The following is a 25,018-nucleotide window of genomic DNA, read 5'->3' as shown; positions in this document are numbered from 1 at the left end:
AAGTTAAACAAGGTGACTGAAAAACGTAATACTAAGAAAACAAGGACTGTATAAATGAAAATGATCATGCCACCTCTTTACTTTGCTTACTGACGGCATTATTATAATGTTTGTTGTATTCTCTTTTCAACAACTGCAGGCTCATGTATTCCTCCGCTTCCCAACTTAAGAGGTGACTTTCTGCTTTTGGCTTTCTTTTATCGAAGTAATCGATGAGTGTTGCAGAGAATACGATCTGAAATTTCTTTTTGGAAGCATTGATGAGTTGCATCACTCCTCTTTCAAATGAAATGCTATTGATATAGCTCGTATAAAGCCTTCCCTGAGGAAATAACAGCACCAGGTTTTGTGGCTGATCCAATAGTTGTCCGGCATAGATCAATGTTTCTACCACATCTTTGCCTTTGGTATCCGCAGCAAAAGCACCCAAATATTTCAAGAACCATTGTTTCCGGTAATCTTCATCCGACACCAGCACATGGAATTCCTTTTTAAATACCACTTTATTCAGTTGGAACATCAGAAAACCATCCCACCAGCTGAAATGGTTAGACAAGAGTAATATGGCTTCATCTTCTTTAAGCTGAAGCCTGTTATAAGTATAGCTGGAAAAGTCCTTCTTTATGATATAAGCGATATACCAGGAAAAGAATTGAAAAATTATTGGGCTTTTACGGGACCGGTACATCTCCCTAAAATGAGAAAAATAAGCTTTAAATGCAAAAATTAACTCAAATAAACCCGGTCTTCCTCTCCCTCTACATCAATAACCACATCCACATGTTCCTTTAAAACTGTCGACATTTGCAGCCCTACGAAATCTGTAGCAATAGGAAATATTTTATGACTCCTGTCGACCAACACTACCGTTCTGATTTTTTTATGGGGCGTATTCAGGAAAACACCCAGGCCATATGCCAGCGTTTTTCCACTATTCAACACATCATCTACTAAAATAATCACCTTATTTTTCCAGTGACTTTCGTCTAAATCGGTATTGGCAACGAGCTTCGTACTTACGCGGTCAAGGTCTACCTTCAACATGGTGATCTTAAGATCAGAAATCTTAGACAACACCTTTTTTAAACGCAATGCTATCTTATAGCCCCTATCCCATATTCCGGCCAATACAATTTCCTTCTCACCCAGGTTATCTTCCAATACCTGGTAAGCGATCCTGTTAATCTTTTGTTGTATCTGCTTCTTATCTAGAATAAGCAATTGAGATTCTGCCATTTGTTATTTCATTGTTTATACTACAAAAAGAACGATTTTAAGGGTCATATTCAAATATTTGAAAAATATTTTCTAAATGATGCAACGTTTCCTGCCTCGCAGCGTCTAATCCATATAAACCTTAACAAACCGACAACATGAAAAGTACAACAATATTTAAATCTGCCCTTCCTGTACTTCTTGCATTTTCATTAAATACCCTGACTGCAACAGCACAGGAAAGCAAAAATATAGCACTTACCAATTTCAATGAAGTAAGTGTAGCCAGCGGAATAGACCTTTACCTTACACAAAGCAATTCAGAAAACATCAAGGTCAGCGGACATGAGGACCTGATTAAAAATGTAGAAGTAGAAAAAAACGGCTCTTCCCTGAATATCAGATACAAAAAGAACATCAGCTGGCAGCGCATGTTTAAAAATCAGACTTTAAAAGTTTATGTGAACTATAAAACTTTACAGGCCATTACCGCCAGTGGTGGTAGTGATGTCTATGGGCAAAACACTTTAAAAACAACCTCACTTAAAATTCAGGCTTCCGGAGGTTCTGACATCAAAATGGAGATTGCAGCAAAAGACCTGGAGCTGACCGTTAGTGGTGGCTCTGATGCCAACCTCAAAGGAACAGTAAGCAATCTGAACATCCAATCGAGCGGAGGTTCAGATGTTGATGCCCTCAACCTGGTATCTGAATATGCTAAGGTAACTGCAAGTGGCGGTTCTGATGCCAATGTACATGTTACAAAAGGATTGGAAGCCAGTGCCAGTGGTGGAAGTGATATCAATTACAAAGGAGATCCTGCTGTGAATAAAACATCATCCTCGAAAAGCGGAGACGTAACGAGAATAAAATAATTTAGACCATTAGTTTTTAGTTTATCCCTACTCAGGAATTCCTGGTAGGGATTTTTTGCTTTTAGCAAAAAACAAAAGCCATCAGATTGATGGCTTTATAATAGATCATGTCCGGATAAAAGGTTTACTCTTTACAAAAGAATAGCGCATCAGCGCTATTTTTTATACGGATAATAAATAAAGTTAGCTCCTTCAGGAACGATCACAAAGACGCACATAAAATCTTCCGGTTTTTTGTAGCTTTTCAGAAATAGTGCTTTCTTTTCAGGATTAATGATTCCTTTTTCTATAAACTCATCCATTGTGGATGCCTGGATGGTCCAATCAGTATTCAATTCTTTTCTGTCAAGAATGACTTCACCTATACTCACCGTGTGTTGGTGGGCAACAAAGATAGGATGTGTCGAAATACCTTCCGACATAATTGCGATAGAGACCTCCTTAACAGAGTCTGAATACAATTCCAGATCTTTTTCTAAACTCACCAGCGGGCTTTGTTTCTTAGGTTCTTCTTTCGAACCCTCGGGCTGCTGAGGCAATAACTCTTCAATATCCATTCTAATATATCTTATTTGCTTAAAGAACCTCTGGAGAAGTGCTTCCTGTAAATCTTAATAAAACTACGTTTTCAACATGCTGGGTATGCGGAAACATATCCACAGGCTTAATGCGAACAACTTCATATTTCTCCTTTAACAAAGCAAGATCTCTTGCTTGTGTCGCTGCATTACAGCTTACATAAACAATCTTCTCGGCCTCCATCTCCAGTAACCGTGCAACAACATCTGCATGCATTCCAGCCCTTGGCGGATCCGTAATTACCACATCAGGTTTCCCATGTTCTGCAATAAACTGAGTAGTCAGAATATCTTTCATATCACCTGCATAGAAAACAGTATTGTCAATGCCGTTCAATGCAGAATTGAATTTAGCATCTTCAATTGCTGTTGGTACGTATTCTACACCAATCACCTGTTTGACACTGGAAGCAACAAAATTGGCAATCGTTCCTGCACCTGTATATAAATCATAAACCAGTTCATCCCCGGAGAAACCCGCAAACTCTTTGGTGATTTTATACAATTCATGCGCCTGTATAGAATTTGTTTGATAGAATGATTTTGCACCGATCTTAAACTTCAGTCCATTCATTTCCTCAAAAATGTGATCTCTTCCGGCGTAGGTAATGACCTCCTGATCGAAAATGGTATCATTTTTCTTCTGGTTCATGATGTATAAAAGCGAAGTAATCTCCGGGAAATTAACTTTCAGGTGCTCCATCAAGCCATCTGCCTGTTCCTGCTCCACGTAAGCAAAAACCACCACCACCATCACTTCTCCTGTGGAAGAAGTCCTGATGATCAGATTTCTCAGACTCCCCTCGTGGTTACGAAGGTCGTAAAAGCTCATTCCATTTTCCAGGGCATAACTTCTTACAGTATTTCTCAAAGTGTTGGAAGGCTCGGCCTGTAAATAACAATGCTCGATATCCAGGATTTTATCAAAGCGCAAGGGAACGTGAAAACCCAGGGCATTCATTTCCAGCGCTGCTTTTTCTTCAGAAGCTTCTTCTTCTCCGTTTTCCAATGCAGACTCCGCAGCCGGCATATCCTGTTTGTTCAACCAACGTTTGTTAGAAAAAGTATATTCCAGTTTATTGCGGTAGTATTTATTCTCAGCGGAACCCAAAATAGGCTCCATAGCAGAAGTATCAATTTTAGCCAGTCGCTGCAAGGCAGCCTCCACATTTTTATGCTTAAATGTCAATTGTGCATCGTAGCTCATGTGTTGCCACTTACAGCCACCACAGGTTCCGAAATGCTGACAAAAAGGATCTGTTCTCAGTTCCGACTTTTCGTGTAATGACTCAATTACAGCCTCAGCAAAATTTTTCTTTTTCTTTACTACACGAACATCAACGACGTCGCCGGGTACAGCTTTATCCACAAATACCACCAATTCATCTGCTTTACCTACCCCTTTGCCTTCTTCAGCAATATCAATAATTCTTAGATTGGGAATAATGGTTACCGTTCCGGATTTTCTATTTCTACTCATTATGCCGCAAATTTAAGATTTTTTTCATCAGAATATATTTGTTTTTTTAATGGCTATGAAGCCTGATTAGGCGGGTTTCCTCTCTATCATTTCTTCAACATCATTATCCTCTCCGGAAATTTCAGCGTCTTTCGAATAAAGCGGGTTTATAAATAGTAAGGGAAAATTGGAATTTCAAGACATAAGGATTTCCTGTCGGCATTTTAACGCCTTTTAAACAAGAAATCAGGATATCAGATGCTACTTACCAAAGACTTTAAGGATAAAACCAAAAATGCCTTCAACAAGGTTAAAGCTCATATCAAACTTCTCATCAACTAAAACAGAAATCTCTAAAACTTCTTTACTCATTTGTCTTATGCATTGATAATGACGCAAATATAGCTATTTTTATACCAAACACCAAAACGGTATACATTAAGTTTATGTCAAATTATCTTAAACAGTTTTATAATTATGTACCTTCAAAACATGAAGAAACTGTTTTTTTTATTGCTTTTAAGCATGAGTACGATCGGTTATGCACAGGAAAAAAGTGCAGCAAGACAATTTTGGGAAAACCTAAAAAAACATTGCGGAAAGTCCTATGAAGGAAGCATTTCTGCAGGTGCAGGGAACGACGACTTCAGCAATAAAAAACTAACGATGCATGTCCGCTCTTGTGAAGAGAATACCATAAGGATTCCATTCTTTGTGGGAGAAAACAAATCCAGAACCTGGGTACTGACTTTTGCCAACGACCGGATCAGCCTCAAGCACGACCATCGCCATGAGGATGGTTCAGAAGATAAAGTAACACAATATGGAGGAACAAGTACAAATGCAGGCTTGCCGGAAATCCAGTTTTTCCCGGCAGATCAGCAAACCAGTAGTCTGCTTCCCAATGCATCAACCAATGTATGGTGGATTACACTGGATAAAGATCTCTTTTCCTATAACCTGAGACGAATTGGCTCCGACCGCCTGTTTACGGTCAAGTTCGACTTATCAAAAACAATAGATACGCCTTCCGCTCCCTGGGGATGGAAGGACTAATGACTATAAAGCGGCTTTAACAAGAAAAGGCAAAAGCTCCTTCTGGAAACTCACAAAGTTCTTCCGAACATCAGAATCGCTAACAGAAGTAAAGGCGAAGGAGAATACAATGCTCTTACTGGCTTTCAACAAAAAGGCCAGTCCTTCTTTTCGGGAAGGGTTGTTTTTAAAGTGATCGAGTTCCAGATAAGCGGAAAGCAACAATGATTCCAACTGATCAGAAAGATGTTTTAAAAACTCCTGAGAATTGGCATTCTCCCTTACGAAATCCCATCCGATAAATTCATTGCAAACGGTATAGGTTAACCTGCAGGTTTTCATTACCAGTGCCTTCAGGTGTTCTTCTTCATTTGCAAACTGAGCCTTATTTTTAAGGATCTCATGTAGGTTCAAATCCAGATAATCCATTAAAATGGCATCCAGCACCTGTTCCTTACTCTCGAAATACTTATATATGGTGGCTTTGGCTATACGCGCTTTCTTCGCAATCTCGTTAACACTTGTTTTGTGATACCCGTATTTCCTGAATAACTCTTTAGCTGCTCTAATTATACTTTCTTTAATTTTCTCTGGTTCCATCAATTAGATACATTTATTTCGCCATTACCAATACCGGACAAAGATACCTGGTATGACTTTAAAGCACGTACTGCCGGAGCTTTTTGAGGGCTGCCATCAGTAAGCAAAAATTTAGCTCCTGAACATGGATCAGTGGCAGTAATTCCACTATCGTCCACCGTTACTTTGCAGCGTTGTTCAGGATTAACAGAACTACAGCGGTCAAAAGCAACATAATTATTCACTGCGATCTTAATGATCATGATACCCGCAACTCCAATGTTCTCAACGATATAAACACCATTTTTTGCATCCACACTAAAAGCAGCTGCAGTCATATGGTACCTTACCTGAACATTAGGAATATAACTCCCATCGTCTTTACCACAACCTGCAAAGAGCAATAATAAGGCAAACGCGGCGGTTATTCTTTTGATCATTATATCAATGAAGTTTTATATTGTTTCAGGAATCTGGCATCGTTCTCAGAGAATAACCTTAAATCCTTAATTTCAAATTTAAGATTAGCAATTCTTTCAATTCCCATTCCGAATGCAAAACCACTATATTTTTTCGAATCAATACCACAATTGTCCAATACATTAGGATCTACCATTCCACAGCCCAGGATTTCTACCCATCCGCTATATTTACACATCTGGCAACCTGCTCCTTTACAAATGGTACAGGAAATGTCCATTTCTGCCGAAGGTTCTGTAAAAGGAAAATAAGAAGGGCGGAAACGAACTTTAGTTCCTTCTCCATATAGCTCCTGTACAAAATAAAACAAGGTCTGCTTCAAATCTGCGAAAGAAACATTTTCATCTACATACAGGCCTTCAACCTGGTGGAAGAAGCAATGTGCCCTTGCTGATATCGCTTCGTTACGGTACACACGACCCGGCATAATTGCCCTGAATGGTGGTTTTCCGGCTTCCATCATTCTCACCTGAACGGAAGAAGTATGGGTACGCAGGGCGATGTCTCCCTTTTCTCCACCTTTTTTAATGAAAAAGGTATCCTGCATATCACGTGCCGGATGTTCCTCAGGAAAATTTAGTGCAGAGAAGTTATGCCAGTCGTCTTCGATCTCCGGGCCTTCGGCTACAATAAAACCTAATTTATTAAAAATTTCTACGATCTCTCTTCTTACCAATGCCAAAGGATGGCGTGCGCCAATCTCAAAACCTTCACCTGGCAAAGTCAGGTCCAAACCTGAGTCTTTGGAAGTATCGGCTACTTCAGTCTGGTCTTTAAGCGTTTGGTATTTTGCTTCAGCCAACTGCTTAAATTCATTTAAAACCTTACCCAGGGTTCTTTTTTCCTCAGGGGAGACGGCTTTAAACTCATCAAAAATATCTTTGATTATCCCTTTTGTACCAAGGAATTTAATACGGAATTGTTCTAACTCATCAGCGTTATCAGTGGAAAACGCATTTATTTCGGCGGTATATTGTGTTATCTTATCTTGTAACATGAGGCCAAATATACAGCTATTTATACAATATTTTTATAATCGCTGAGTCCAAAAATCAACTTGAACTGATCTCCAACAGGTAAATGGACTCAGCGTTATATTTTAAATCACGCCAAGCGCTTTGCCTACTTTGGTAAATGCAGCGATCGCTTTATCTAAATGATGTTGTTCATGGGCCGCAGACAACTGTACGCGAATCCTCGCCTTTCCTTGTCCAACTACCGGATAATAGAAACCAATTACATAGATCCCTTCTTCCAGCATTTGCGCTGCAAATTCCTGCGCCAGCTTTGCATCATACAGCATTACCGGAACAATCGGATGAACTCCTTCTTTAATGTCAAAACCCGCTTCAGTCATTTTTTTACGGAAATAAACGGTATTACTTTCCAGTTTATCCCTTAAATCAGTGGTCTCGCTTAGCATATCCAATACCGCTACAGAAGCACCGGCAATAGCAGGAGCTAAAGTATTAGAGAATAAATAAGGACGTGATCTTTGACGCAACATGTCAATAATTTCCTTTTTTCCTGCAGTAAAACCTCCGGAAGCACCACCCAATGCTTTACCCAAAGTACCGGTAATGATATCTACCCTGTCCATCACATTAAAATGTTCATGGGTTCCGCGTCCCGTCTTACCGATAAATCCGGTACAGTGCGACTCGTCAATCATCACCAATGCTTCATATTTATCCGCAAGATCACAGATCTGATCAAGTGGGGCAACGACACCGTCCATAGAGAAAGCTCCATCCGTAACAATAATGCGATGTCTGGCATCCTTTGCAGCAATCAATTGCTGCTCCAGGTCTGCCATATCTGCATTTTTATACCTGAAACGTTTCGCCTTACACAAACGTACCCCATCAATGATGGAAGCGTGGTTCAGTTCATCTGAAATGATGGCATCCTGATCGTTAAATAAAGGTTCAAAAACACCTCCGTTTGCATCAAAAGCTGCAGCATATAAAATGGTATCCTCTGTACCTAAGAATTTGGATAACTTTGCTTCCAGTTCTTTATGCACATCCTGGGTACCACAGATAAAGCGCACTGATGACATGCCGTAGCCGTATTTATCAATTGCTTTTTTAGCAGCTTCCGTTACACGTGGATCAGAAGACAATCCTAAATAATTATTCGCACAGAAGTTGATCACTTCCTGTCCGGTACTTACCTTGATGTCTGCACCCTGAGGCGTAACAATCACACGTTCACGTTTAAATAAACCGTCTTTTTCTATTTGCTCCAGTTCTTGTTGCAGAACAGGTTGTAATGTTTTATACATACTATTATTTGCTTGTTGCAACCAAAGTTATAAAAATATCGTCTTCCAGGAACAACCTTATTAAATCATCATTCACAAACTTTAGTAAGATTATTGTGTTAATCTAACATTAACATAGCGATATTTAGGCTTTAATACACATATGAAGAGAATCCATCTAGCGTTTTTATTAATATTCGGCAGCGTCAGTACCTTATTTGCACAGGAATTCAAATTAAAAGGCAGTATTAAAGACACTGAAGGTCAGGCAGTCCCTTTTGTTTCCGTATATATTAAGAACACAACAAAAGGGACGTCCGCAAACGTCGATGGAATTTATAGTCTGGCATTGGACAAAGGCACTTTTACCATCATTTATAAAGCCATAGGTTATAAAGCGATAGAAAAGAACATCAATATTACTGACAATATCTCGGAAGATGTCGTATTGGCTGCAGAATCTTACACCCTTTCCGGAGTTACGATTGATGGCAATGCCGAAGATCCTGCTTATGAAATCGTACGTCAGGCCATAAAAAGGAGGAAGCAACATTTAACCGAAGTAGAATCCTATACTGCTGATGTCTATATTAAAGGAGTGCAAAAGCTCGTTGGTGCCCCTAAAAAATTCTTTGGAAGAGATGTTCGGAAAACCCTTGATCTGGACACCAACAGAAAGGGAATCCTTTATTTATCGGAGTCCACTTCCACTTTTGCTTTCCAGCGTCCAGGTAAAATCCATGAAGAAATGGTGTCCTCTAAAATATCCGGACGGAATAATGCATTCAGCTTTAACAAAGCTTCCGACCTGATTGTTAATTTCTATGACAACATCCTTTTAGAGAATACCATGAGTGCACGTGGATTTGTATCCCCTATTTCTGATAATGCATTCTTGTATTACCGGTATAAGCTCTTAGGATTCAGCAATGAAAATGGCGAGACCATCAATAAGATCCAAATCATTCCAAAAAGAGAACACGACCCGGTATTCAGAGGAATTATCTATATCAAAGAAGACAGCTGGCACCTGGTGAACGCCAATGTTTACCTGACTCAAAATTCGGGGATTAACTTAATAGATACCTTAACCATCTCTCAGCAATTCCTGAAAGTGGAAGACACTTATATGCCTTCCAACATGAATTTCCAATTTAATGGAAATGTATTTGGCTTTAAGTTTGAAGGTTACTATGCTGGAGTCTACAGCAATTATAACATCCATCCGAACTTTCCCAAAAACTACTTTAATGGAGAGATCTTAAAAATAACCAAGGCAGTGAATAAGAAGGATTCACTTTTCTGGTTAAACAACAGACCAATACCATTAACTCCGGAAGAAAGCCGTGACTATGTCAGAAAGGATAGTATCGCTGCTTTAAAGACCTCAAAACGCTACCTTGATTCTGTGGAAAGAGCAAACAATAAGTTTGGGATTGTTAAAATATTACTAACCAGCTATACCATAAATAACCGGTACGACAGAAAACGGCTGAGGTTTGACCCCATCCTTCCTGCCTTATTCTATAATACGGTAGAAGGCTTTGGGGCAAGATACGGTGCAACCTATACCAAAGATCTGGAATATGGTGCTTTCTACAGCATCCGTCCGGAAGTAAGGTATGGATTTTCCAATAAATTACTTACCGGATCGCTAAGTGGAAATTACCTTTATGATCCTGTAAAACGTGCAAGCATCAATGCCAGCATTGGATCCGGAATCTATGACCTGAATAATCATGGCAGTATGAGTTTGCTGGCCAACTCGATCAACTCCCTGTTCTTCGAAACCAATTTCTCCAAATTCTATAAAAAGGAATTTGCAAATATCGGAACGAGCAGAGAACTGACGAATGGATTACAGGCCACCATTTCTGCTGAATTTACAAGAAACACCAATCTGGTAAATACCACGACTTATAAGATCAAGGATTTAAAAGGAGAAACTTTTAAATCCAATAATCCTTTCAGCCCTGAAGTAGAAACACCTTTATTTCCTACTTACGAAGCCTTTATCATGAATGCTTCTCTTACCTACACCATCGGACAGAGTTACATTACCCGTCCCGATCGTAAAGTTTATCAGGAGTCAAAATATCCGAGCATCAGACTCGCTTATAAGAAAGGAATCAAAGGCATCCTGAGCAGCGATGTGGATTACGATTTGATTACCGCTGAAGTGTATCAAAACAGAATCAGCTCTGGTCTATGGGGCTATTCCTCTTTCGTTATTGGTGCAGGAAAGTTCCTTAATAATGCACAGGTTTACTATCCGGAGTTTAAACACTTCAGAGGAAACAATTCCTTATTTGGCTTACCGGAACTGAGAAAATTCCTATTTCTTGACTTTTACCTGCACAGTACGAACAGAGAGTACTTTGAAGCGCATTTCGAACATAATTTCTCCGGATTATTTACCAACAAAGTACCATTACTCCGGAAGTTAAAACTGGAAGAACTGGCCGGCGTCAGTTACCTTAGCCAACCCTTGAAAAGAAATTATACGGAGTTCTATTTTGGCTTACAACGCCTGATTTTCAGAGCTGCTTATGGTTTTGCCTATGATGGCAACAAAAGGGTAAATCACGGTTTCAGGCTTTCTTACGGTTTTTAAAACACAAAAGCATTCATCCGTTGCGAAAATGCCCGGATGAATGCTTTACACTCAATTTCCAAAACTTAACATCCGATGGTAAAGGCTCATAATGAGCTCAGGCGGAGAATAATTGTAGTCTTTGTTTATGACATCCGCATCCGGGGGCAGCACATTCCAACCTTCATCTGCCTTGATTTTAACCTCATGGATCACATGAGTACATTCCAATAGTTTTTCCAGCAATTCATACATGGCAAAGGCGAGGTGTCCATTGTCACATTCCTCAGACATCGGCGTAGACCGCATACTATAAAACAAGACCATATCCAGCTCATCCTGCCATGCCAAAAGACTCTGATATTGAAAGATATCATTAAACACAAACTTTATATTATTGATTTCCTGATCTTCCAGTACACGGCAGTTTTTCATAACGTCATCTGATAATCTTTTCCGCATTTCTATAAAAGAAGTCTCTCTCCACATTCCCCTGCTTTGATAAAGCGGATCCCCTTCCCGGATGACCAAATCTATATCATCATCATTTAACAGTATCCAGGCCATTTCAATAAGGCGGGTGGCATACTGATGAACACACATCAGCCTGGACCGGTCATATACCTTTTCTTCTCCATAAACAGAATTACCAAAAGAAAGGCTGAATAACAAACGTAGTTCCTGCCTGAACAACTCCAGATCAGTCGCATCAAAAAATTCCTCCACCACCAATAATGGGTTTTTAACTTCTATTTCTACCAAATACCTGAAACCGGGATTCTCTAATCCCTCATACCGTCTTCTCATAATACACGAATTTTTAATTAATGATATAATAATTATAGTTTAAAATATTATATTAGCTAAATAATTAATACAAGCTTACAAATAATTAATCAAAAGACAAACTAATTAAGACAATAAATAAAGCTATGAGAAAAAACATTTATTTAGAGACCGACAAAGCCGGCGCAAGGCTGAGGGAAGTCCGATTAACAAAACAGATGACCCTATCCCAGTTTTATACCCCAATCACCAAACATATAGGGAACTGTTCGTCTATTGAAAGTGGGAGAAGAAGAATTGGGAAAAGACTTTCAAAGGAAATCCTGGAATACCATAGAATTAATCCCAGATACCTCAATACCGGTATGGGGGAGATGTTTATAAGGTCTGACGATCCTGCAGAGCAACAGCCTCATCTGGAAGAAGGGGTCCCTTTTTTCAATGTAAATCTCACTGAAATGACCTTTGGAGAACTTCAGGTCTTTCAGGACCCTCCGGAATACTATGTGAATTACCGGCCTTTTAATGATTGCGATGCTTACCTTCCTATCTATGGAGACAGCATGTATCCTAAATTCACCAGCGGAGAGATTATTATTGTAAAAGAGATCCGAAACCGGGACATCATTCAATGGGGCGAGGCTTACCTGGTGGTGGCCGATGAGCGGGCGAACAACATCACCACCGTAAAACTGTTATTTGAAGATCCAAACCCGGAAAAGATTGTATTGCGTTCCCTAAATCCTGAATTTAAAGGAGATACAGTTATTCAAAGAGAGGTCATTAAGCGAATATTTCTCGTCAAGGGTAAAGTAACCCGGAATCATTTATAAACGTCGGGATTGACGACAAACGGAATTCGTTCTCCTTTGAGGCCAGCAATGATATTCCTGGCAGCCAGAACAGACATTGCCGCCCGCGTTTCTTCTGTTGCAGAGCCAATGTGGGGAAGAACGGATACATTGGGCATATTTAAAAGAGGATGATCTGGATGCATTGGTTCAGGGTTGGTTACATCTAGCCCTGCTCCCCAGATCTTCTTTTTTAGCAATGCGCTTAACAAATCCGGCTCATTATGAATTGCCCCCCTTGCCGTATTGATAAAAATCGAGTGGGGTTTCATCTTATTAAAAGCAGACCGGTCGAACTTCCCTTCTGTTTCCGGGGTTAACGCTGTATGTACAGTAAGGACATCACTTTGTTCCAGCAGTTCATCAAAAGAAACCCAGCTGGCATTTAATTCTTTTTCAGCTGTTTCGTTTCTGTTCCTGTTGTGATAGATCACTTGCATTCCAAATGCGCCGATGCAACATTTCGCCATTTCCAGTCCGATTTTCCCCAAGCCAAAAACACCCAATGTTTTACCTCTTAATTCTATGCCCAGATTTGCTGTGGGGTCAAAAAAGCCCCATTCCCCTTTTATAATGCTTTTATGCATATGGAAAGCTTTCCTGGAAGTGGCAAGCATCAGCAAAAATGCAGTATCTGCAGTTGCCCCACTCAATACACCAGGCGTATTACCTATCGGAATCTTAACAGCAGTAGCCGCTTCAACATCTACATTATCATAACCTACAGAATGTAAAGCAATCACCTTTAGATGTCTGGAAGCATGAAGAAAATCTTTGTCCAGTCTGGTACTTACACTCAATAATGCATCGCAATCCCTGGTATGAGCAATGAGTTCCTCCTTACTAAGTGCTCGTTTTTCTTTCCACTCCTGCACTTCAATACCCGCATCAATCATCAATTTTCTTCCTTCTTCCGGAATCACCCTGGTTACAAATACTTTCATAAATCCTCTTTTATATAAAAAAAACAACCCTCCCGGACAAATGTTCTCAAAATAAAGAAGGCGGCTCCAATTTTTTGGAGCCGCCTTCTTTATTTACAAGATAACTAATTAAAGACTAAGCTTTTTACGAATGTCAGATGGAAGACCTTTTTTATTTAACAAGAACGCGGTGGTTTTATATTTCACAAAATTCTTGGTAACGTACAGGTATCCTTTATAATCGTTGGTTGCACCCCATGAGTTTTTAACGATATAATATTCTTTACCGTTCTGATCTTTTGCAATACCAGTGATTTGCATTCCATGATCATCTGTAGTCTGATAATTGTCAAATGCTTCCTGACGCAATTCAGTAGTAATTTCTTTTTCAGCTTTAGGTCCGTTGAACATCGTTGATTTCTCTTCTTTCGACATACTTTCAAAGTCCTTTTCAGGAACAAAAGCAACACCATTTTTCCAGCTGAAGCCTTTTTCACTTACATCGGTAGCCCAGGCAACTGTAAATCCTTTTTTCAAAGCATTGTCAATTACTTTAGTAATGTCATCCATCTGTACATTATATACCTGATCATAAGACCAGTTATCTGGAACCATTAATACCGTTTTTGTATAATAAGGAGCAGTATTGAAAGAAGAAAGCTCCACATAATCTGCTGGATTAATCCCTACCACTTCTTTAGCAAAAGTTTTTGGCGTGTAGTTTTCACCTTCAAACATAAAGTTTTCAGGAACCGCGCCAAGGCATGAATCTATCGTAGCGATATATTTCTTTTTCCAGTTCGGATCAAGCTTTCCGTTAGGTGCTTTAACCGCTTCTTCAAGAATGGCTTTCGTCAGCTTATTCATGTCATCAGACTTGTTTGCTGCGGTTCCGTAATCTCTGCCATTATAAACTTCCTGAGGCAATGCACCATATAAAGCAAACATATTGATTACATCATGACATGCACCACCGTCGCCAAGCGTTAAAGCACCATGCATACGCACATAGTTGATTCCTTTTTCGATATACGCATTACGGGCAGTGAAAATATCTGCAAGGTCGACTGGCTTTTTACCTGCACGGATCATTTCTGATTCTAAGAAAGAGTTCGTGCTATAGCTCCAGCACGTTCCCGATGATTTTTGGTTTTTAACAGAAGTTGCCTCTGCGTTGATCACCGGAGTAAAAACAAAACTATTTTTACTGTCTGTACTTTGGTTGTTTTTTAGTGAATTCACAAGATCATCTTGCGCAAATCCGCTACCAGCACTGAATAGAAGGCCTGCAGCCATCAATACCGGTTTAATAGAAATTTTAGTCATTTTATGTGTTTAAATTTAATCCGCCTCACAAATCAGGATATGATTTATAATGACGAAGGCAAACTTAACAATATTCTTTTCAGTCAACAACAGCTTAAAAAGAATGTTACGGAACGTGTTTGCGGAAAATTTCCATAATTTCATCCTTACATCAGGATATGGACATCTCATTAAAAGGAAAATACGCATTAATTTTGCGGCAGTACGCAGGGTATCGGGTTGGCAACGGCAAAAGTTTTAGCTGGCCTTGGTGCCAATTGCGTTCTGATGGCCAGAAATGAAGCGACCTTAAAAAGTGCGGTTCTACAGCTACCCTGCGATCAGGATCAGCAGCATAGCTATCAGGTTGCCGACTTCTCTGAAAAACAGCAAGTAGAAATTGCCAATGTGGTTGCTTTCCTTGCTTCTCCGGCGGCATCCTATGTAACAGGGACCAGTATCCGGGTAGACGGCGGATGCACACCTTCCATTTAGATTTTTCCTATATCATTTATCTTTCTTAACTTTGCGCTGCATTAAACGCTGTATGCAACAGTATCAATGAATATATGAAAAAATTCCAGACCCTACTTTACTATTGCTATAGTTACATAGCAGAAGCAGAACAATTTGCTGCCAATCACCTTACATTTTGTAAATCTCTAGACCTTGTTGGGCGCATTATTGTAGCCAATGAAGGATTAAACGGTACCGTTTCCGGGACTAAAGAAGCTTGTCAAGCCTATATGGCTGCCATTAAGGCCGATGAACGTTTCGCTAAAACAGAATTCAAAATTGACGAGGTAGATGAGCCTTCTTTCATCAAAATGCATTGCCGTTATAAAGCGGAAATTGTGCATTCAGGATTAAGAGATACAAGCATCATCAATCCCAATGAGCGTACAGGTAAACACCTGGAACCCGTAGAATTTCAAAAGATGATCGACGATGAGGATGTCATCATTCTTGACGTCCGTTCAAATTATGAGCACAATCTGGGTAAATTCAAAAACGCGGTAACGCTGGATATTGAAAATTTCAGGGATTTCCCGGAAAAAATCAATGAGCTTGCGCAGTATAAAGACAAAAAAGTACTCACCTATTGTACCGGTGGAATCAAATGCGAAAAAGCGTCGGCTTTATTGTTGCATCACGGTTTCAACGATGTATATCAACTTCATGGCGGAATTATCAAATATGGTAAAGAAGCCGGCGGAGAAGATTTTGAAGGTAAATGTTATGTCTTTGACAACCGCATTGCGGTTGATGTCAACTCGGTAAATCCAAGTATCGTTTCCAAATGTTTTAACTGCGGGACAGTTACACCGAAAATGATCAATTGTGCCAATCCGGAATGTAACGAGCACATCACACAGTGTGATGCCTGTGGGGAAGAATTACAAGGCTGCTGCTCTGTAGCCTGTACCACCAACCCGCGTAAACGCATTTATGACGGAACCGGATATTATGTAAAAGTACCTCAACCTGTAAACGTTGCTGCTAAATAACTATCTTAGTCGTTAATGAAGATCGGCCACCTCAAATACTTTTTATTCCCTATCCTGCTTGCGTTTATTTCATTCTCCGCTATTGCAGAAAACATTAAAAGTATTGGGGTTCCCTATGTACAAAATTATCCCAAATCGGTATACCTTTCCGGAAATCAGAACTGGTCAATTACCAAGGATAAACAGGGCATTATGTATTTTGGAAATGCACAGGGCTTGCTTACCTATGATGGTAAATACTGGCAGCAATACAAAATGCCGAACAGACAAATTGTTCGCTCGGTGTTTGCAGATCCTTCCGGAATCATTTATACCGGTGGATTTGGAGAACTCGGTTATTGGTCTAATAAAAACAGGAAGTTAAGCTACACCTCGTTAACAAAGCTTGTTCCCAAGACAAGCGCCGTAAAAGATGAGATCTGGAAGATTTGTTCAGAGGGAAAAAAGGTAATTTTTCAATCGTTTAACACCATCTATATCTACGAAAACAACAAGATAAAGGTTGTCAAAGCAGGCCATCCATTTTTGTTTCTTCACCAGGTAGGAAAGCGTTTTTTTGTAGAAGTGCTTAGCCAGGGGCTTTTTGAACTGATTAACGATAAACTGGTTCCATTAAAAGGAAGTACGCCTGCAAACTCCACCGACGTATTGTCGATCTTACCTTACAAAAACGGAAGCTTGTTAATTGGAACCAGCAAAGACGGCCTGTTCACTTACGACGGGAATAACTTTACACCTTTAAATACTCCTGCTAATGCCTTCCTAAAAGTCTATCAGTTAAATAATGGGGTAAAAATTTTAGATAAATATTATGCTTACGGGACGATACTAAACGGACTGATCATCATTGATGAACAGGGAAATATCGTGCAGCGCATCAATAAATCCAGTGGCCTACAGAACAACACCGTCCTTAGTCTTTACGCTGATAACGACCAAAACCTATGGGCAGGACTCGACAATGGCATAGACCGTATAGAGCTCAATTCCCCACTATATTTCTATTTTGACAAAACCGGACAGTTCGGAACCGTTTATTCCAGCCTGATTTACAACAATACCATTTATCTGGGCACCAATCAGGGGCTATTCTACAGTCCATGGGCTTCAGGGCAAGACCTCTTCAGTTCTTTTGATTTTAAATTGATCCCTGGCTCTCAGGGACAGGTCTGGGACCTTTCTATTATTGACGGGCAATTGATTTGCGGACACAATAACGGTACGTTTAATGTGACCGGGAATAAGCTGGAGAAAATATCCAGCGCCAACGGTGGCTGGACCATCAAAAAACTGGACGACGGCCAGGATTGCCTGATCCAGGGAACCTATAATGGCCTTGTCATTTATAAGAAGGATCCCAAAGGCACCTGGAGATTTCACCATAAAATTTCCGGCTTTGACGCACCCTCCCGATATGTGGAGAGGGATGCAAAAGGCGATATCTGGGTAAGTCATGCCTATAAAGGACTTTACAAACTGACCCTAAGTCCGGACCTTACAAAGGTCATTTCCAGTTGGCCCTACAATGAAACCAATGGCCTCCCTGACGATTATAACATCAATATCTTTAAAATCGCAAACCAACTTGTCTTCTCATCTGATCAGGGATTTTTCATCTATGATGAGATCAGTAACCGTTTTAAAAACTACGAAGAGCTCAATAAGGGATTAAAAGGATTTTCTACTTCCAACAAGATTATCAGTGCCGGCCTCAACAGATATTGGTTCATTAACCGCGGTAAAATGGGACTGGTTCACTTCACGCAGCCGGGTAAGCTCAGCATCGATTCCAACAGGTTCAGCATTCTTGATGGCAGAATGGTTCAGTACTACGAAAATATCAGTAAGATCAGCAACGACATCTACCTGATCAGCGTGGATGATGGCTTCGTCATTTATAACGGAACTGATGGCCAGACAGAAAGCAAAAAATCAATTTTACCCTCTGTACTCATCCGTAGGATAGAAGACATTACCGATACTTACCACACCCTGAGTGAAATTGGAAGTAATGGATCTGAGATGGAAATCCCCTTTAGCAGGAACAACATCAGGATTTCTTATTCCCTTCCCCATTACCGGCAGGCAAAAGTAAAGTTCCAGTACTATCTGGAGGGCTATTCCAAACAATGGTCAGACTGGAGCCCTGCCTCGCAGAAAGATTTTACAAATCTCAGCAGGGGAAGTTATGTGTTTAAAGTAAGGGCCAAGATCAATGATGAGCTGGTGAGTAAAGAAACCGTGTTTGAATTTAGCATCCTCCCTCCTTTTTATGCCACAAACTGGGCCATAGCCCTATACCTCTTAGCAACCATTGCCCTGCTCATCTCTTCAAAACGTCTTTATGAGAAAAAGCTAAAGAAAGACCAGCAGGCCATTTCCAAAAAACTACAGGCAGAAAAAGAAGCTTATCTTAAAAAGGAAGCTGAGGCAACGGAAAGGCAAATCATCAAACTGCAGACTGAAAAGTTACAGGTCGAGCTGGCCGGTAAGAACAGGGAACTCGCAAATTCGGCGATGAGCCTTGTCTATAAAAACGAATTATTGCAAAAGCTGAGTCAGGAAATTCTGAAGTTAAAGGATGGTAATGGGAAACCATTGGCGGAAGATCAGCTGCGAAAAATCCAAAAGGTAATTGACGAAGGAATGAACGATGAGCGCGACTGGAATTTATTCGAGAGCAGCTTCAACGAAGCACATGAAAGCTTCTTCAAAAAATTAAAAGCAAATCACCCTGACCTCGTACCAAACGACCTGAAACTATGTGCTTATCTGCACATGAATATGAGCAGTAAAGAAATGGCATCATTACTTAACATTTCTCTGCGAGGTGTAGAAATCAGACGCTACAGACTTCGAAAAAAGCTGGAAATCCCACACGACAAGAACCTTGTTGAGTTCTTAATGGAACTTTAGGACTACATCATTACCACACATCGATAGATTTTACCCCCACATTTCTGCATTTCAGCAAAACCTTGCGCAACCATATATAATTTTGCCTAATAAGTCATAGAACCGCATTTTTAGGCCAAAAACTGATTTGGACAAGGCGTTTAAAACACTACACATCAACCGCTGATGTATAAATGTATAGGCCTTTTTTTTGTAATAGCGGTTATAGTCTCAGAGATTTAACAAACAATTAAACAAAACTTAAACGAGCATGAAAAGAATCTTTACAAAATTTTCTGTTTTAACATTTCTCTGTTTTCTTTTTAATTATACAGCCTTCGCACAGAACATTACTGTGAAAGGAAAGGTTACTGACGGAGGTGATAAGACCACTATCCCGGCAGTAAGTGTACAGGTAAAAGGGACAACAACAGGAGCGCAAACAGATGTCAATGGAAACTATTCCATCAGCGCCCCGGCGAACGCGACACTGGTATTTACCTATATCGGTTATACGACACAAGAAGTACCGGTAAACAATAGAACGACCATCAATATTGTATTGGCCTCATCTGCTCAACAACTGGATCAGGTAGTTGTAGTGGGTTATGGTACACAAAGAAAAATTGATGTAACTGGTTCAGTCGCTACAATAAAGGGAGACGAAATTTCTAAACAAGCTTCTGTAAATCCCGTAAGTGCATTACAGGGTAAGGTTGCCGGTATCGCCATATCAAACAGTGGTGCGCCCGGTACTTCTCCTCAGATCACGATCCGCGGTACCGGAACAGTATACGGTAAGGTTGGTGTTTTATATGTTGTGGATGGAGTTTGGTTTGAAGACATTAACTTCTTAAATCCTGCCGACATCGAGAGCATGAGCATTTTAAAAGATGCATCCAGCTTATCTATTTATGGAATCAGGGCTGCCAATGGAGTAGTACTGGTCACCACCAATAAAGGAAAGAAAGGCGATGCAATAATTAACTATACCGGAACTGTTGGTTATCAAAGCGTAACAAATAAGCTAAAAATGGCCAATGCTACCGAGTATGCAACATTGATCAATGAATTGACGGCTTCATCAGGAAACCCACCTTTATTTAAAGACCCGGGAAGTTTTGGTGTTGGAACAGACTGGTACGGACAACTCCTTAGAAATGCAATGGTGACCAATCACCAGCTGTCGGTCAGTGGTGGTGGTGAAAAAAGTACTTATAACTTATCCCTGGGATATTTAAATCAGGATGGTATTGTTGAAAAAAACAACTACACACGCTACACTGCCAGATTATCTAATGATTTTCAAGTATTAAAGCCTTTAAAGATTGGTTATAGCGTTTCAGGGACTTCCAGCAAAACCAGAGACATCAATACAGGTATCTTCCGCCAGCTTTACGCCGCTGGTCCTGTAGTACCGGTTTTTTATGCCGATGGTACTTATGGCGATCCAAATGATTTTAGTCTGGGTGGAGGAAACAACTTCAATCCTCAAGTTACCTCCGATTTTTACAACGGTGTAACTAAAGACTATAAATTGGTTGGAAATGTATATGCAGAACTCAACATCTTTAAAGATCTGACCTTCAAGACCAGCATTGGAGGAGATTTCGGTCAGAATGAGGTAAGAATCTATGATCCGGTTTACAAAGCAACCCAAGGGCAGCAAAGCGACAACAGCAAGCTAGGGATTGACAGATCTGAAACCAGAAACTGGATTATTGAAAACACGCTAACTTATAAAAAGCTTTTTGGCGATCATAACCTGACTGTTTTGGCTGGCCAGACCGCACAAAAATCAAAACTATATGTAATTAACGCCAGCGCAATGAATGTACCCTTTTCTAGTGAGGGCGACCTTTACCTCAGATTAGGTGACGCAGCCAACCGTACCATTAGTGATCGTGGCGAATTAAATACTGCCGTGTCCTATTTCGGAAGGATCAATTATTCTTATAAAGACAGATATCTCTTGAATGCTTCTCTGCGTGCAGACGCCGCTTCCCAGTTTTTTGGTGGCGGAAACCTGTGGGGGAAATTCCCTTCCATTGGTGCAGGATGGGTCGTGACTAAAGAAGCGTTCATGCAAGATCAAAAAGTGTTCAATAGCCTGAAATTACGTGGAAGCTGGGGTAAAGTAGGAAATGCTGGTGTACCTCTAAATCCAACCAACCAATTAATTGGTCAAAAAGGAGGATATGTAGCCTATTTTAATGGCATTGCTTACACTGGAAAAAATATAGACACGATGGTGCCGGCTTTCCTGGACTGGGAACGCAGTTCAGGTGTAGATCTTGGTTTCGAAGCCAGCTTCCTGAATAGCAGATTGAGCATAGAGGCAGACTATTATAACAAAACAACTCAAAAAGCGATATTTGAAATCCCGGTATTTTCAAATATTGGTTTAACAGCTGCTACTCAAATTGGCAATCAGGCCGATTTCGAGAATAAAGGATATGAATTCATGGCTACCTGGAGAGATAAAACTGAGGGAGGCCTGACCTATTCCATCAGTGGAAATTTCAGCTATAACAAAAACATAGTTAAGTCAACCGTTTCAGGTAAAAACCCGATCTACTCTGGTGGTGGTGGATTGGCAAATGGTTCAAAAGCGACCAGAACACTTTTAGGCAGACCTATTGGCGAGTTCTATGGTTATCAGGTAGACGGTATTTTCCAGAACACTGCAGAGGTTGCCGGTTCTGCACAAACTTCGGCTAAACCTGGGGATTTCAAGTACGTAGATCAGAATGGTGATGGTGTAATTAATGGCAATGACCGGGTAGCTATCGGCAATCCTAACCCTAAATTCAACTATGGTTTAAACACAAGCTTTGCTTATAAGAACTTCGATCTTGCTGTAGATATCCAAGGCGTTGCAGGAGTTGATGTCTATAACGCAAACCAGAGCGTAAGATTTGGTAATGAGAATTTCTCTAAGGACTTCTATGACAACAGGTGGCATGGAGAAGGTACTTCAAATAAGTATCCTTCTGTAAATATCGGTTCTACCAATAATGCTGCCCCGAATTCATATTATGTTGAAAGTGGTGCCTATATCAGGTTAAGAAATGTACAATTAGGCTATACCCTTCCTCAATCTGTATTAGGTAAGTGGAAAATGCAGAAAATAAGGGTATTTGCAAATGCACAAAATCCGGTCAACTTATTTGGCTACAAAGGATTTAGCCCTGAAATCAGCAAACAGGTGACTGATAAGTACTCTCCAACAAGCGCAGGTATAGATGTGAACGTATATCCATTATATGCGACTTATAATTTCGGTGTAAACGTTACTTTTTAACAACTAAAGAGATGAATATATATAAAAATATAAACCTGCGTAAGGTATGTACTGTAATCATTACAGGCAGCGTCTTATTCAGTACTTCATGCAAGAAAAGTTTCTTAAATGTAGATCCACAAGGCCAACAACCGGCGGAAACCTTTTGGAAAAGCCAGGATGATGCAACCGCTGCTGTAAGTTCCATATATGGCAATTTACGCAGTTGGTCAAACACCGCATTTCCGGCACTGGCGGTAGAAAGCATAGGCTCCGACGAAGCCGAAAAAGGAAGTACGCCAAATGATGCAAGTTACCTGAACAATTTTGATGATTTCACGGCTACTGCTACAGACGGACAAATCCTTGGATTCTGGGAAGGCCAATATCAAAACATCAATCTATGCAATCAGGTTTTAGATAACGTTCCGGGCATTACTATGGACGAAAACCTGAAAAGCCGTTATTTGGCTGAAGCAAAATTTATCAGAGCTTATTCCTACTTCAGACTGGTAAGGGCTTTTGGAGATGTTCCGCTGAAATTGAAGGTTCCTAAAGAAGTTTCAGAATTTAATATTCCACGCACGCCAAAAGCAGAGGTTTGGGCAGCCATAGAAAATGACCTTAAAGATGCTGAAGCAATATTACCTGTAACTTATTCTCTTGCCGATCAGGGCCGCATCACAAAAGGGGCAGCCATGTCACTACATGCAAAAGTAGCCATGTATCAAAAGAAATGGGATCAGGTCCTTTCTTTAACAAATACGGTAATGGGCTTGGGATACAACCTATTCTCAAATTACGAGACTCTTTACCGGGAAAGAAACGAGAACGGCTCAGAATCTATATTTGAAATTCAATGTGTCTATAATCCAAGCATTAAAGACGCAAGTAACAGCCAGTACGCACAAGTTCAGGGCGTGAGAACCCAAACCGGATACTGGGGCTTTAATGTACCTACTCCAGCCCTGGAAAGTGCCTATGAAACCGGAGATCCACGCAGAACCGCGACTATTCTTTATGTAGGAACGACTACAACTGAAGGGGACGCAATTACGGCTAATCCTGGTGACCCGACAAAATACAACCACAAAGCATATGTTCCTTTTGCTTCTCCATGGGATAATGGAAATCCAAGAGGAGGTCAGCAAAATGTAAGGGTATTACGCTATGCAGATGTACTACTGATGAATGCAGAGGCTGCAAATGAATTGGGCAATTCAGGTCAGGCGATCTCATCTTTAGAGCTTGTAAGGGTAAGAGCAAGACAAGGCAATAATGCGATCCTGCCAAAAGTAACCACCACTGATCAGGCAGCTCTACGTACGGCCATCTATCACGAAAGACAAGTAGAACTTGCTATGGAATCTGACCGTTACTTTGATGTGATCCGTCAGGGAAGAGCCTCGGTAGTATTTGGTCCTAAAGGTTGGAAAGCAAATAAAAATGAAGTATGGCCAATCCCACAAAATGAAATAGACATTAGTGTGGGCGTACTTACTCAAAACACAGGTTATTAATCCCAATTAAACCTTACAACATGAAAACAAACTTATCATATATTGTGTCGGCATTAGCGCTTTCTTTTGCTGTTTCCTCCTGCACAAAAAAATTCGATCCTTCCAGTTATGCACCTGCATTAAATATTGGTGGCTATTCCAACTCCAAACAGGTGGCCTCTGCTAATTTAATTGCACAATGGTCTTTTGACGACAGCACCATCGACAGTGTTTCCAAAACAGTCGGCACCCCTACAGGGACTTCCTTCTCTGCCGGAGTAAAAGGAAAAGCACTACAAGTAGCAGCAAACGGCTATGTCGTTTCAAATACCCCCACTGATGTGCAAAACCTGAAAAGCTTTACCACGATGCTATGGTTTAAGTCGGATCTCAACACCGCAGCAACCGGACTCATTGACATTGCGAACTCCGCTGCAGGATGGGGAAATCTCACCATCTTTCTTGAAAATGGTGGCGATGCAACAAAAGGTTTGATTAAATTCCATATCAACAGCAATAGTAAGGAAGCCTGGTCTGAGCTTTATACGGTACCGAATCCATGGAAAAAATGGAATCACCTCGCCCTGAGTTACAATCAGACCACTTCAGATTTCACGCTCTATTTAAATGGGAGTAAAATTGGTAAGGCACTCAATGTTCCTAACTACGGGCCGATTACCTTCCAGAATGCTACCAAAATGGTGTTCGGAACCCTTCAGTTCCAAACCACACCTAGCCTGTCAACAACTGCGGGTAAAGAGTCATGGGCAGGTTCTTTAATCGGCCAGTTAGACGAAGTGAAAATCTTTAATAAAGCACTCACTGTGGATGAAATCAGCTCAATCACGAAGTTAGAAGGAAGAGGAAAATAATCTCTTCAACTGTAAA

Annotated in this window: 22 protein-coding genes; 10 read left to right on the top strand and 12 right to left on the bottom strand. The window is 40.4% G+C overall.

The genetic code is table 11. From position 1 onward, the window contains the following. Positions 1 to 64 precede the first annotated feature (64 nt). Both BLQ87_RS16715 and BLQ87_RS16710 read right to left on the bottom strand, forming a co-directional pair. Positions 65 to 688 carry a 1-acyl-sn-glycerol-3-phosphate acyltransferase gene (locus BLQ87_RS16715; protein WP_074608867.1) on the bottom strand — a complete coding sequence of 208 codons (624 nt, stop codon included), beginning with the start codon at positions 686 to 688 and terminating at the stop codon, positions 65 to 67. A gap of 38 nt (positions 689 to 726) precedes the next feature. Continuing rightward, complete coding sequence (locus BLQ87_RS16710) at positions 727 to 1,236, bottom strand: phosphoribosyltransferase family protein (RefSeq protein WP_074608865.1); 510 nt, start codon at positions 1,234 to 1,236, stop codon at positions 727 to 729. Between the two features lie 137 nt (positions 1,237 to 1,373). Between BLQ87_RS16710 and BLQ87_RS16705 the strand changes: the two genes are divergently transcribed. After that, positions 1,374 to 2,090, top strand: a complete 717-nt coding sequence (locus tag BLQ87_RS16705) for a head GIN domain-containing protein (protein ID WP_074608862.1) — start codon at positions 1,374 to 1,376, stop codon at positions 2,088 to 2,090. 155 nt (positions 2,091 to 2,245) lie between these two features. Here BLQ87_RS16705 and BLQ87_RS16700 read toward each other — a convergent pair whose 3' ends face one another. From BLQ87_RS16700 to BLQ87_RS16690, 3 genes are all read right to left on the bottom strand, one after another. Further along, positions 2,246 to 2,647: a hypothetical protein gene (locus BLQ87_RS16700; RefSeq protein WP_074608860.1), complete on the bottom strand. Its 402-nt coding sequence runs from the start codon at positions 2,645 to 2,647 to the stop codon at positions 2,246 to 2,248. Between the two features lie 19 nt (positions 2,648 to 2,666). Then, entirely contained in the window at positions 2,667 to 4,148 is a 1,482-nt protein-coding gene (rlmD, locus tag BLQ87_RS16695; RefSeq protein WP_074608857.1) for a 23S rRNA (uracil(1939)-C(5))-methyltransferase RlmD, read from the bottom strand. A gap of 240 nt (positions 4,149 to 4,388) precedes the next feature. Continuing rightward, entirely contained in the window at positions 4,389 to 4,499 is a 111-nt protein-coding gene (locus tag BLQ87_RS16690) for a phenylalanyl-tRNA synthetase subunit alpha (RefSeq protein WP_074608855.1), read from the bottom strand. 120 nt (positions 4,500 to 4,619) lie between these two features. Here BLQ87_RS16690 and BLQ87_RS16685 point away from each other — a divergent pair, with 120 nt between their 5' ends. Next, positions 4,620 to 5,183 carry a hypothetical protein gene (locus tag BLQ87_RS16685; RefSeq protein WP_074609030.1) on the top strand — a complete coding sequence of 188 codons (564 nt, stop codon included), beginning with the start codon at positions 4,620 to 4,622 and terminating at the stop codon, positions 5,181 to 5,183. 3 nt (positions 5,184 to 5,186) lie between these two features. Here BLQ87_RS16685 and BLQ87_RS16680 read toward each other — a convergent pair whose 3' ends face one another. The 4 genes from BLQ87_RS16680 to kbl all read right to left on the bottom strand — a co-directional run bounded on the left by BLQ87_RS16680 (position 5,187) and on the right by kbl (position 8,508). Beyond that, positions 5,187 to 5,762 carry a TetR/AcrR family transcriptional regulator gene (locus BLQ87_RS16680; protein WP_073237758.1) on the bottom strand — a complete coding sequence of 192 codons (576 nt, stop codon included), beginning with the start codon at positions 5,760 to 5,762 and terminating at the stop codon, positions 5,187 to 5,189. Continuing rightward, positions 5,762 to 6,181, bottom strand: coding sequence for a Rieske (2Fe-2S) protein (locus BLQ87_RS16675; RefSeq protein WP_074608853.1), 420 nt, complete (start codon positions 6,179 to 6,181; stop codon positions 5,762 to 5,764). Before BLQ87_RS16675 ends, BLQ87_RS16680 begins: the two co-directional genes overlap by 1 nt. After that, on the bottom strand, positions 6,181 to 7,218 hold the full coding sequence (gene pheS / locus BLQ87_RS16670) for a phenylalanine--tRNA ligase subunit alpha (RefSeq protein ID WP_074608851.1): 1,038 nt from the start codon (positions 7,216 to 7,218) through the stop codon (positions 6,181 to 6,183). The genes BLQ87_RS16675 and pheS overlap by 1 nt, the downstream gene beginning before the upstream one ends. Before the next feature lie 102 nt (positions 7,219 to 7,320). Continuing rightward, complete coding sequence (gene kbl / locus BLQ87_RS16665; protein ID WP_074608848.1) at positions 7,321 to 8,508, bottom strand: glycine C-acetyltransferase; 1,188 nt, start codon at positions 8,506 to 8,508, stop codon at positions 7,321 to 7,323. Positions 8,509 to 8,650: 142 nt separating this feature from the next. On the opposite strand from kbl, the gene BLQ87_RS16660 reads away from it, so the two are divergent. Then, complete coding sequence (locus BLQ87_RS16660) at positions 8,651 to 11,101, top strand: DUF5686 and carboxypeptidase regulatory-like domain-containing protein (RefSeq protein WP_074608846.1); 2,451 nt, start codon at positions 8,651 to 8,653, stop codon at positions 11,099 to 11,101. Between the two features lie 51 nt (positions 11,102 to 11,152). On the opposite strand, the gene BLQ87_RS16655 is transcribed toward BLQ87_RS16660, so the two are convergent. Next, positions 11,153 to 11,887 carry a hypothetical protein gene (locus tag BLQ87_RS16655; RefSeq protein ID WP_074608844.1) on the bottom strand — a complete coding sequence of 245 codons (735 nt, stop codon included), beginning with the start codon at positions 11,885 to 11,887 and terminating at the stop codon, positions 11,153 to 11,155. A 125-nt stretch (positions 11,888 to 12,012) separates the two neighbouring features. Between BLQ87_RS16655 and BLQ87_RS16650 the strand changes: the two genes are divergently transcribed. Then, positions 12,013 to 12,699: a S24 family peptidase gene (locus tag BLQ87_RS16650; RefSeq protein ID WP_074608842.1), complete on the top strand. Its 687-nt coding sequence runs from the start codon at positions 12,013 to 12,015 to the stop codon at positions 12,697 to 12,699. Here the strand turns inward: BLQ87_RS16650 and BLQ87_RS16645 are convergent. Both BLQ87_RS16645 and BLQ87_RS16640 read right to left on the bottom strand, forming a co-directional pair. Next, positions 12,690 to 13,661 carry a 2-hydroxyacid dehydrogenase gene (locus BLQ87_RS16645; RefSeq protein ID WP_074608840.1) on the bottom strand — a complete coding sequence of 324 codons (972 nt, stop codon included), beginning with the start codon at positions 13,659 to 13,661 and terminating at the stop codon, positions 12,690 to 12,692. The genes BLQ87_RS16650 and BLQ87_RS16645 overlap by 10 nt on opposite strands. 108 nt (positions 13,662 to 13,769) lie before the next feature. Next, entirely contained in the window at positions 13,770 to 14,966 is a 1,197-nt protein-coding gene (locus BLQ87_RS16640; protein WP_083361910.1) for a C1 family peptidase, read from the bottom strand. Positions 14,967 to 15,185: 219 nt separating this feature from the next. Between BLQ87_RS16640 and BLQ87_RS16635 the strand changes: the two genes are divergently transcribed. The 6 genes from BLQ87_RS16635 to BLQ87_RS16610 all read left to right on the top strand — a co-directional run bounded on the left by BLQ87_RS16635 (position 15,186) and on the right by BLQ87_RS16610 (position 25,002). Next, positions 15,186 to 15,440, top strand: coding sequence for an SDR family oxidoreductase (locus tag BLQ87_RS16635; RefSeq protein ID WP_074608837.1), 255 nt, complete (start codon positions 15,186 to 15,188; stop codon positions 15,438 to 15,440). A 74-nt stretch (positions 15,441 to 15,514) separates the two neighbouring features. Further along, on the top strand, positions 15,515 to 16,453 hold the full coding sequence (gene trhO, locus BLQ87_RS16630; protein ID WP_074608835.1) for an oxygen-dependent tRNA uridine(34) hydroxylase TrhO: 939 nt from the start codon (positions 15,515 to 15,517) through the stop codon (positions 16,451 to 16,453). A 15-nt stretch (positions 16,454 to 16,468) separates the two neighbouring features. After that, positions 16,469 to 19,369 carry a ligand-binding sensor domain-containing protein gene (locus BLQ87_RS16625; RefSeq protein ID WP_074608833.1) on the top strand — a complete coding sequence of 967 codons (2,901 nt, stop codon included), beginning with the start codon at positions 16,469 to 16,471 and terminating at the stop codon, positions 19,367 to 19,369. Positions 19,370 to 19,619: 250 nt separating this feature from the next. Then, positions 19,620 to 22,652 carry a SusC/RagA family TonB-linked outer membrane protein gene (locus BLQ87_RS16620; protein ID WP_074608830.1) on the top strand — a complete coding sequence of 1,011 codons (3,033 nt, stop codon included), beginning with the start codon at positions 19,620 to 19,622 and terminating at the stop codon, positions 22,650 to 22,652. 11 nt (positions 22,653 to 22,663) lie between these two features. Further along, positions 22,664 to 24,151, top strand: a complete 1,488-nt coding sequence (locus tag BLQ87_RS16615; protein WP_074608828.1) for a RagB/SusD family nutrient uptake outer membrane protein — start codon at positions 22,664 to 22,666, stop codon at positions 24,149 to 24,151. Positions 24,152 to 24,171: 20 nt separating this feature from the next. Then, positions 24,172 to 25,002, top strand: a complete 831-nt coding sequence (locus BLQ87_RS16610; RefSeq protein ID WP_074608826.1) for a LamG domain-containing protein — start codon at positions 24,172 to 24,174, stop codon at positions 25,000 to 25,002. Positions 25,003 to 25,018: the final 16 nt, after the last annotated feature.

This window comes from Pedobacter steynii, from assembly GCF_900103665.1.
Taxonomy (GTDB): domain Bacteria; phylum Bacteroidota; class Bacteroidia; order Sphingobacteriales; family Sphingobacteriaceae; genus Pedobacter; species Pedobacter steynii.
This window is presented reverse-complemented; position numbering and strand designations above follow the sequence as displayed.